The sequence below is a fragment of the Streptomyces longisporoflavus genome (assembly GCF_014649775.1).
Classification (GTDB): domain Bacteria; phylum Actinomycetota; class Actinomycetes; order Streptomycetales; family Streptomycetaceae; genus Streptomyces; species Streptomyces longisporoflavus.
The window spans coordinates 54906-63561 of record NZ_BMTR01000031.1; the positions used below are offsets into that span (position 1 = coordinate 54906).

An 8656-nucleotide genomic window follows, 5' to 3' on the forward strand; every position below is an offset into this window, starting at 1 on the left:
CGTGCTCACCCCCATTGCCCGGCGGGGCGGTAGCCGAAGACGGCCAGGTCGTCCATGCAGGCGATCGGCGCGTGCGCCACGACCTGCCCGTTCGGGGCCTCCGCGAAGACCTCGCTGGACAGGACACGGCCGTCGACGCCGTTGACCTCGCGGACCGAGGTCACCATGCGCTGGAGCTTGCCGCCGGTCTGGTAGTTGTTGCGCCGCTGGATGAAGACGACGAAGTTGACGGCTCCGGCCACGAGCATCTGGCTGGCCTCGATGGGCAGCCGCTCGGTGGCCTGGAGGGCGTAGGTCGAGATGCGGTTGAAGACCTCACTCGAACTGTTGGCGTGGATCGTGGAGAGCGAGCCGTCGTTGCCCTGCGACATCGCGTTGAGCATGGTCACGATCTCGTCGCCCAGAACCTCACCGACGATGACTCTCGACGGGTTCATACGGAGCGAACGGCGCACGAGCTCCGCCATCGAAATGGCGCCCTGGCCCTCGGAGTTGGGCAGCCGCTCCTCGAACGCGACGACGTTCGGGTGCAGATCGGTGTACTGGTCGAGGCCGAGCTCAAGGGCCCGCTCGACGGTCACCAGACGCTCGTGCGGCGGAATCTCGTTGGCGAGCGCCCGCAGCAGCGTCGTCTTACCGGCGTTCGTCGCGCCCGCGATCATGATGTTCTTGCGGGCCCGCACCGCGCACGCCATGAAGTGCGCGACCTCGGGGGTCACCGTGCCGTTGCCCACCAGGTCCGACATGAAGACCTTGCCCATGCGGGCACGTCGGATGGAGAGCGCGGGACGCCGCGTGACGTCCATGACGGCCGACAGACGCGAGCCGTCCGGCAGCCGCAGGTCGAGCTGCGGGTTGGCGGAGTCGAAGGGGCGCGAGGAGAGACCGGAGTACGCGCCGAGGATCTGGATGAGCTCGATGAGCTCCTCGTCCGTCTCGGCGACGGGGTCACCCTTGACCTCACGTCCGTCCGCGTATCCGACGAAGACCTGGTCGTACCCGTTGATGTCGATGTTCTCGACCTCGGGGTCGTCGAGCAGCGGCTGGAGCCGTCCCACGCCGAAGAGCGCGGCGTGCACGGCGGCCGCGTACTTCTCCTCGGTGTCGGCGTCCAGCGGGGTGCGCCCGGCGTTGATCTCTATCCGGGCGTACTCCTCCAGGATCTGGGCGATGACCGCGCGGGCGTACTGCCGCTCGTCCTCGCCCGACATGGGGGTGACGCCGGAGACCTGGTCCAGGCGGCGCTGCTCGGCGATGCGGTCACCGGCGTCCTGCCGGAACCGCTTGACGAGCTGGTGATCGACGGGAACGCTCATCGGCCTGCCCCGTGCACGCCGTGCGTGCCCTGCGCGCCCGCGTTCGGGTTGGCCCAGGCGGCGCCGTACTGCTGGTACAGGTCGACGGTCACCTTGCGGGCCGAGCGGATGAGCATGGACTTGTCGAGACGCCCGCGCTTCCGCCCCGCCAACTGCTCGGCGCCGGCCGGGTCCTCGGCGAGGGTGCCGACGACGCGGGCGCCGGTCTGCGCGGCCATCAGCATCTCGTTGACCTGGTGGACGAGCTTGGCGGACGTCGACGGGTCGGCGATCAGGAGTACGCCGATGAGCGGGGTCGCGAGCGACGCGGCCCCGCGCGAGCCGCCGTGCAGCTTGGTGGCGAGCGCGGCGGCACGGTCGCGTACGCGCGCGATGGCCTCGGGCTCGGTCCGCGATACGAGCAGCACGAGCGCCGCCTGCGGAAAGAGCTCTACGGCGGGAGTGTCCCCGCTGATACGGCCGCAGTCGGCGATGACATCGGCGGGCGCGTGCGGGGAGTCGGCGAGCTGCGAGAAGGCACGGCCGAGGGTCGGCCAGAGCCCCGCGAGCCCGGCGGCCTGCTCGGCGATACCGAGCCCGACGAGCACCTCGAGTCCGCCGCTCAACGGCTGGGTGTGGTCCCAGAGTTGGTCGGGCACGAGGCCGCGGCGTGCGGTGGCCGCGATGCTGAGCATCCCGGTGTTGGGGTTGAGCGGTCCGCCGTGCGCGGCGGCACTGCGGTAGACCAGGTCGCCGCCCGCGGGGTCGGTCTCCGCGACGAGCACGCGCCGCGGCCAGACGGCTGCGAGCGCGACGGCGGCGGTGGTGACTCCGGGAGAACCCTTGTCCGCGGCGAGAGCAATGAGCGCCATGTCTCTTCTACTCGCCTCTAGTTGCCGTTGGGAGACACTTGGACGAGAGAGACGGCACCGGCGGACGCGGCCCTGGTGACGGCGGCGGCGTCGGCGGTGTCCACCTGGAGCGTGACGCCGAGGGCGCCGGTGCTCACGGTGGCGTCGCTCTTGCCCGCGACGGTGCTGACGCGGGCGGCCGAGACGATGGGCGCGTCGCTCGCGCTCGATCCGGCGGAGCCGCCGGTCCCCTTGTCACTGGATCCGGAGGACGCGGAGTCGCCGACCTGGTAGACGTCCACGGTGTCGCCGGCCTTCAGGCCGGAGGCGGGGTACTGCCCCTCCTTGAGGGAGACGCCGACCGCGGACTTGCCCGCGGGCAGGCCGCCCTTGCCTGAGAACATCTCGCCGACGGCCACGACACCCTTGGGGATGGTGTTGGTGGCCTTGAGCTTCTTCAGCTGCCCGACCTGCGACCACTTGATGTAGTTGATGCTCGCGTCGTCGGCGACCATGACGGAAGTGATGTTGTCGTCGCTCACCGACTCACCCGCCGGGATCTCCGCCGTCACCTTCACGACCTCTACACGGTCTCCCGCGCGCAGCACGAGGACGGTGGCACCGAGGGCGCCGATGAGGATGAGCAGAACGGCCAGGGCGGCGAGTGCCGGTTTGCGCTCGCGAGGCGGCGCGGGAAGGCGCTCACCGACCGCTGGCTGAACCGGCGCGGCGGAACGGCTGTTGCCCGCCCCCGTACGCTCTTGGATCTTCACGCAACTGCTCCCCGCACGCCCAAGAAGATTCGGTCATTTTCAGACACTCGCGACTCTCTTCGCCCGCCTCGGGCGGGCTATTCAGCCCCAGGCACAGTGTCAAGTCATCGCACCGTATCAGCAGCACATAAGCCCCTCAAGGCGCGTTCTGACTGCCGGAGCCCTCGCCCGCCATCGTTACCCACGCGCAATCCGTACTCCATGGTTCCCACGCATTCGGGGATCTCGGATGGAGATGATGATGTGCGTACGCAAATATCTACCCTTTGCGCAACGACCCCCACATGACGCGGTGATGAGGAACACCAGCCCAACGGCGAAGGACGGGTGGCAGATGCAACTTGCTCCGTCAGCCGCACGGATGACGCCGGGAGGGGCAGGAGTGGTTCCCGGTTGGGCGGAGTTCGGCCATGTGTGGTCCGCAGGCCCGCCTTTGGCGTCCCTTCAGTTCCCCGCCGCCACGGATGAACCCTCACTACCGAGCCCTCGTCTGACCATCCGGAACGCCGCGATCCGCGATCCGCGATCCGCGATCCGCGATCCGCGATCCGCGATCCGCAGCGATGGCGTACCACACAAGAGACACCTGTTCTGCCCCACATTCAGCACGAAAGAGAAGTTCAACCCCCATGAGACTCTCCTTCCCTTCGTCCGTCCGACGCCCCTCACCGGCGACGACGACATCCCGCACATCCATGGCGGCGGCAGCCGGCGTAGCCACGGCGACGCTCGCCCTGCTGGCCACCAGCACCCCGGCCGCGCACGCGATCATCGGCGGCACCGAAGTCTCCAACGACGCCTACCCGTTCATGGCGGCGGTGATGGACAAGGGCTCCGGCAGCGCGCTTGACCGCCAGTTCTGCGGCGGCAACCTGGTGACGGCGGACACGGTGATGACGGCGGCACACTGCCTGGTGAACGACGCGGGCAAGCCGCTGAAGCCGAAGAAGCTCCAGGTGGCGGTGGGCCGCACGGTCCTCTCCTCCTCCCACCAGGGCCAGATACGAAATGTGGCGAAGGGCGGAGTGGTGGTCCACCCGCGCTACCTGAAGGGCCAAGAGGCGTACGACGTGGCCTTCATCCAACTCAGCAAGCCGGTAAAGGGAGTGAGCCCGATCGCGCTCCCGACCCAGGGCACGGACGCCCTGATCCGCCCCGGCCAGAAGGCCACGGTCGCGGGCTGGGGCAACACGGACACGGAACTCCCCAACACTCCGGACCGCCTCCGCCAGGTAAAGGTGCCGATCCTCTCGCACGCGGAATGCGGGACGAGCTACGCGGAGTACGACTCGAAGGTCAACTTCTGCGCGGGCGTGGAGACGAAGGACTCCTGCCAGGGCGACAGCGGCGGCCCCATCTTCCGCACGGTCCCCGGCCGCAGGGCCCCGATCCAGATCGGGGTCGTCTCCTACGGGGATGGATGCGGGGCGCAGGGAGCTCCGGGCGTCTACACGTCGGTGAGCTCGTCGAAGCTGTGGAAGACGTTGGGTGAGTCGCCGGCGGGCAAGAAGATCAAGCGGCAGATGAACCGCCGCTGACCCGTCCACGAGTTCGGCCCGGCGGCACCACCGCTGCCGGGCCTAGTTCTCCGCCCGCTGGCTGCCCACCACGGGGTTGCCGGCGAGTGCCGAGTCGACCTGTTGCTGGAAGTATTCGAAGTTCGAGAGGGCGAAGACGCCGCAGGGATCGGCCCGTTCGGGAATTCGGCAGTCGTTCTCGTCGACGTAGTCCTTGTAGTACGCGTCGTAGAAGCAGTGTTGCTTCAGGAGATCGTCCGCGGTCAGTTCCGCGTGCGTCACCGTACGGAAGTAGCCCTTGGACCAGGCCCAGCCCATGGTGAAGAAAGGCGGCATGAGCAGCCGATCGGGCGTGAGTTGCGTGAGGTCAGGTGTCTGATCAGCCGAGGGAACGTCGTAGATGTACGCAAGAATTCCGCCGGGGAACCGCGCCTCCCGAGTAGTCTCGCCCATCTTGATGATTCGACCGAAACGATAGCTCTCGTCGTCCAATTGAAGCACGAACACATCACCCGGCGCATGCTGCCTGCGCTGGCCCTTCATCTTCTTCAGTGCCACTGCTTGGCCCTTTCGTTCTTCCCGGACGCCAAAAATTTCAGGACAAGAATATTCGACCGTACCTCAGAGCCGCACCGAAGTACGACTTCTTCGGAGATATGGAGTTGATCTGCCCGATGGGTACACCATTCTTTACCCTACTGAATCCGGATGCACGGACATCGTGAATCAGCCCCTGCTCGATGGACCTGGCCTGCCACTTCTTGAGCCCAACGGCGCCCGGCACTGTGACTAGTTGCGTGATCCCATAGTTCTTGGCTATGTGCTGGGCCTCTCGGCGGGCCAGGTTATTGGTGATACCGGCATAGATAATATTGTTATTAGCGTCAAGTCCATGGTAGACGACGTATCCACCCTGACTGTTGCGCAACTGCCAGGCCTTGCGCGCCAAGGTCTTCTTACAGGGGGCGAGGCCTAGCGCGTCAAGCCATGCCAGCGGGTTGAGAACGAATCCGTGATTGTTGTCCTGCGGCGTCAGCCCCAGCGGGTCGGGGGACGTGTACTGCACGGTTTCGGGGTCGTAGTAGCGCGCGAAGTTGTAATGCCACTGTGTCTCCGCATCGAAATATTGACCGGGAAAACGCAGTGGGCATGCAACCTCTTCGGATGCAGGACCTGCGGGCTCACCCCACAGGAACATCCTGCTGCGCCAGCGTATTTCTCCGTTCTGCGAGACCAATTCCGTCGGCGTTCCCACCGAATTCGCGATGATCGCATAGAACTCCTCGTCAAACTGGCCCTGAGAGGGGTTCTGATCAAGCTGGAAGAGAGCGGTGTGCGAGTCCGGCTCGTAGTCCCAGGTACGGATCGACCCACTGACGTCGGAGGACTCTTCGACCAAGTTCTCGCCATCCCAGACAAAGGTGACGTGGTCGTCCGGGTCATCTCCGCCGGAGATATTCCGCTTGGCGATGCGACGGCCGAGGGGGTCGTAGTCGTAGGCCCAATTGCCCCCGTCCGGTGTTTCGACGGAGACCAGCCGGTTCTCGGCATTCCACCGGTACGACCAAATCTTCCGCAACCCCGACAGAGTGCGGCGGATGCGCCTGACGACCCGCCCCTCGGCGTCGTGCTCGTATGTCGAGCGGCCGGTGCGCTTGACCAGTGTTCCCCGCGTTTCACGGACATCGGGTTCGGTAGCCGGGGACATACCCACGGCCGCGACCGCGATGTTGCCCATGGCGTCATAGCCGTACCGCTCGTGCCAAGCAGGACCATCGACGGCAGCCACACGGCCCGCCCCGTCGAGGGTGTAATCCCACGTACCGGAGCGAAGTTCATCGACGGAGGAAAGCAGGCCACCAGGCGCGTAGGCGTATCGGCGACGCTCCAGCACCTCGGCTCCGCGGCTGTCGGCATTCGTCGGATGGACCGGGTCGGTTGCCCGGCGCAGGCTCTGTTCCGTCATTTGGTGATCCGACTGCCACCGGTGCCTGAGAAGCGCCCCGCCCCCAAGGCTGCGTTCTACCTCTCGGCCCACACCGTCGTAGCGGAACAGCAGCGCGTGCGCGCCGACGGAAAGACTGGTCGGACGCCCCTCCGTGTCGTACGCCCATCGTGAAACGACACCTGACGGGGTGCCTCGTTCGGTTCGACGTCCCAGTACGTCGTACTGGGAGACGACTGAGCGCCCGTTGACGGTCTCCCTGACGATCCTGCCGAGCGGATCACGCTCCAAGACCACTTCTGCGGCCGCGTTCCGGGCCCGGGTGACCTGGCCGGCCGCGTTGTAGCGGTATGTGGACAGCTCACCGTCCGATGTGCGACGCCCGACGATGTTCCCTACGGCGTCGAGGGTGAAATCGACGGCCTCTCCTGCGCCGTTCTCCCGCCGTGTGACGCGGTCCGCCTCGTCGTACCTGTACTTCCGGGTGACGTCGTCGAAGTCCGATTCCGCGATCAGACGGCCCGCAGCGTCGAAGTCGTACGTCCAGCTACGCCCATCGGGGCCGGTCACAGCGGTCAGGCGCTGCTCAGTGTCGTAGACGTAGCGGTATACCGAACCATCCGGGTTGCGGCGGGCGGCCGGCAGGTCGAAGACGCCGATCTTGTGTTGTGTCGTGCCCTGGAAGGGATCGTGGTGAGCCAGTTCGTTGCCCTCCGCGTCCCACTCCCACGTTTCACGGCTGCCGTTTGCGTGCTCCTGATAGGTCGGCCGGCCCTCGATGGTGAAGCCCATGCGCGTTCGTTGTCCGGACGGGTCCACCAACTCGGAGACCCGCCCGAACGCATCACGTACACAAGCGGTCGTGGAACCTTGCGAGTCGGTCAACGACAACGGCAAGCCCGCAAGGTCGGATGTCAGCGTGCGGACGTTCCCGTCGGCATCAATGTGCGAGGAGAGCCCTCCGCGCTCGGTATACGTGAACCTGGTGATCGCCCCTGTCGGATCGACTGCTTCGACAAGATTGCCGCCATCGTCGTAGCTCTGGAGCCACACCGCACCGTCGGCCTCCACCATGCGCTCGGGCAGTCCGAGGGCGCCGTACTCCGTCGTGGTGAGTGAACCGTCCGGAAGACGCAGTGAAGTGGTCCGGCCGAAGTCGTCGTACGTGAACTCGGTGACCTGGCCCAGCGCATCGGTCTGGGACAGAAGCGCGTCGTACCGGTCCCAGGTCCTTGCGGTGAGATGGCCGAGCGGGTCCGTTTCCTCGATGAGTTGGAATGCGTCGTTGAACTGGTACCGAGTGCTGTGACCAAGGGAGTTGGTGGCCACGGTGACGTGGTTCTTGTCGTCGTAGACGTAGGTGTAGTCGAGGATTCCGTCGATTCCCCGCGAGGTCACACAGCGCCCGGCGTCGTCGTACGTGTAGCGGTACCAACTGCCGATGCGGTCGTCCCAGCCCGTGATGCGGTGATGGGCGTCATAGGTGAACCGAAGCGGCAAGCCCGAGGAGTTGTAGATCTCGGCGAGGTTGCCCTGATCGTCGTACCCGTAGCGCACCAGAGTGGGCTGGTCGGCGGCGCTTGTCAGGATCAGCGCGGTGATACGTCCGGCCTCTGTGTCCACTCCGATCCGGTAACCGCCGTGATGGGATACCTCTACGGGCATCCCGATCTCGTCATACGTGATCGTGACAGTGTTGTCGTTGCGATCCCTGATCTCGGAGAGGGGCAACTCTGCCGGGGGCCCGCCCGGCAACGGACGGAAGCGGAGGGCAAGTCCATTGTCAGGAAGCCGCACCGTGATCCAGCCGTCCTGAGAGCCATCCCATTCGAGTGGCCAGCGCGGCCCCTCCACCGGCATGACCGGGAAATTGGCTTCGGGAACGGGGTAGTGCAACACCATTCCGTCGTCGGCGACGAACCGGACGCCGGTCGAATCCAGCAACAAGCGTTGGTCAAGCGTGGATGACCAACTGGGGCCGAAGAACCGCCCGGAACGGTAACTGCTTCGGTGATTCCTCTCCAGCACGAGAGGCAAGACCCCGGCCAATGAGACGTCAGTGGCAGACATGACCATCTCGCCGGTGGACACATCAACCGGGTCACCACAGGTGAAAAGCTTCTTGATATTCCGGGCACCCTGACGTGCGCCCTTCCCCAGTCCTTTGACGCCGAGGGCAAGACCCTTGAGCCCGCCTTTAAGGCCTTTGAGTCCCTTGGCGAGGCCGCGGAGGCTGGTGAGGCCCTTCATGCCCGGGATGCAGTCCAGGGCCGCG

At 66.0% G+C, this 8656-nt stretch carries 6 protein-coding genes; 1 reads left to right on the forward strand and 5 read right to left on the reverse strand.

Features of this window, described 5'->3' with window-relative positions:
- Positions 1–5: 5 nt before the first annotated feature.
- Genes IE226_RS37515 through IE226_RS37525 form a run of 3 tightly spaced genes read right to left on the reverse strand, consistent with a single transcriptional unit; the run spans position 6 to position 2919 of the window.
- Positions 6–1316, reverse strand: coding sequence for a TadA family conjugal transfer-associated ATPase (locus IE226_RS37515; RefSeq protein ID WP_190085982.1), 1311 nt, complete (start codon positions 1314–1316; stop codon positions 6–8).
- Positions 1313–2167 (reverse strand): hypothetical protein, encoded by an 855-nt coding sequence (locus IE226_RS37520; protein WP_190085983.1) that lies wholly within the window; start codon positions 2165–2167, stop codon positions 1313–1315. Before IE226_RS37520 ends, IE226_RS37515 begins: the two co-directional genes overlap by 4 nt.
- 17 nt (positions 2168–2184) lie before the next feature.
- Positions 2185–2919, reverse strand: a complete 735-nt coding sequence (locus IE226_RS37525) for an RcpC/CpaB family pilus assembly protein (protein ID WP_190085984.1) — start codon at positions 2917–2919, stop codon at positions 2185–2187.
- Between the two features lie 629 nt (positions 2920–3548).
- Between IE226_RS37525 and IE226_RS37530 the strand changes: the two genes are divergently transcribed.
- The gene (locus IE226_RS37530) at positions 3549–4457 is read left to right on the forward strand and encodes a S1 family peptidase (RefSeq protein ID WP_190085985.1); all 909 of its coding nucleotides are present in this window, start codon (positions 3549–3551) and stop codon (positions 4455–4457) included.
- Between the two features lie 42 nt (positions 4458–4499).
- Here IE226_RS37530 and IE226_RS37535 read toward each other — a convergent pair whose 3' ends face one another.
- Together IE226_RS37535 and IE226_RS37540 are read right to left on the reverse strand one after the other, a co-directional pair.
- A complete protein-coding gene (locus IE226_RS37535) occupies positions 4500–4994 on the reverse strand; it encodes an immunity 26/phosphotriesterase HocA family protein (protein WP_190085986.1) in 495 nt (164 codons plus the stop codon).
- A 37-nt stretch (positions 4995–5031) separates the two neighbouring features.
- A complete protein-coding gene (locus IE226_RS37540; protein ID WP_190085987.1) occupies positions 5032–8631 on the reverse strand; it encodes a DUF6531 domain-containing protein in 3600 nt (1199 codons plus the stop codon).
- Between the last annotated feature and the right edge of the window lie 25 nt (positions 8632–8656).

Coding starts and splice junctions, on each gene's coding strand:
- IE226_RS37530 (WP_190085985.1), top strand. CDS start 3,549: ATGAGACTCTCCTTCCCTTCGTCCGTCCGACGCCCCTCACCGGCGACG.
- IE226_RS37520 (WP_190085983.1), bottom strand. CDS start 2,167: ATGGCGCTCATTGCTCTCGCCGCGGACAAGGGTTCTCCCGGAGTCACC.
- IE226_RS37515 (WP_190085982.1), bottom strand. CDS start 1,316: ATGAGCGTTCCCGTCGATCACCAGCTCGTCAAGCGGTTCCGGCAGGAC.
- IE226_RS37540 (WP_190085987.1), bottom strand. CDS start 8,631: ATGAAGGGCCTCACCAGCCTCCGCGGCCTCGCCAAGGGACTCAAAGGC.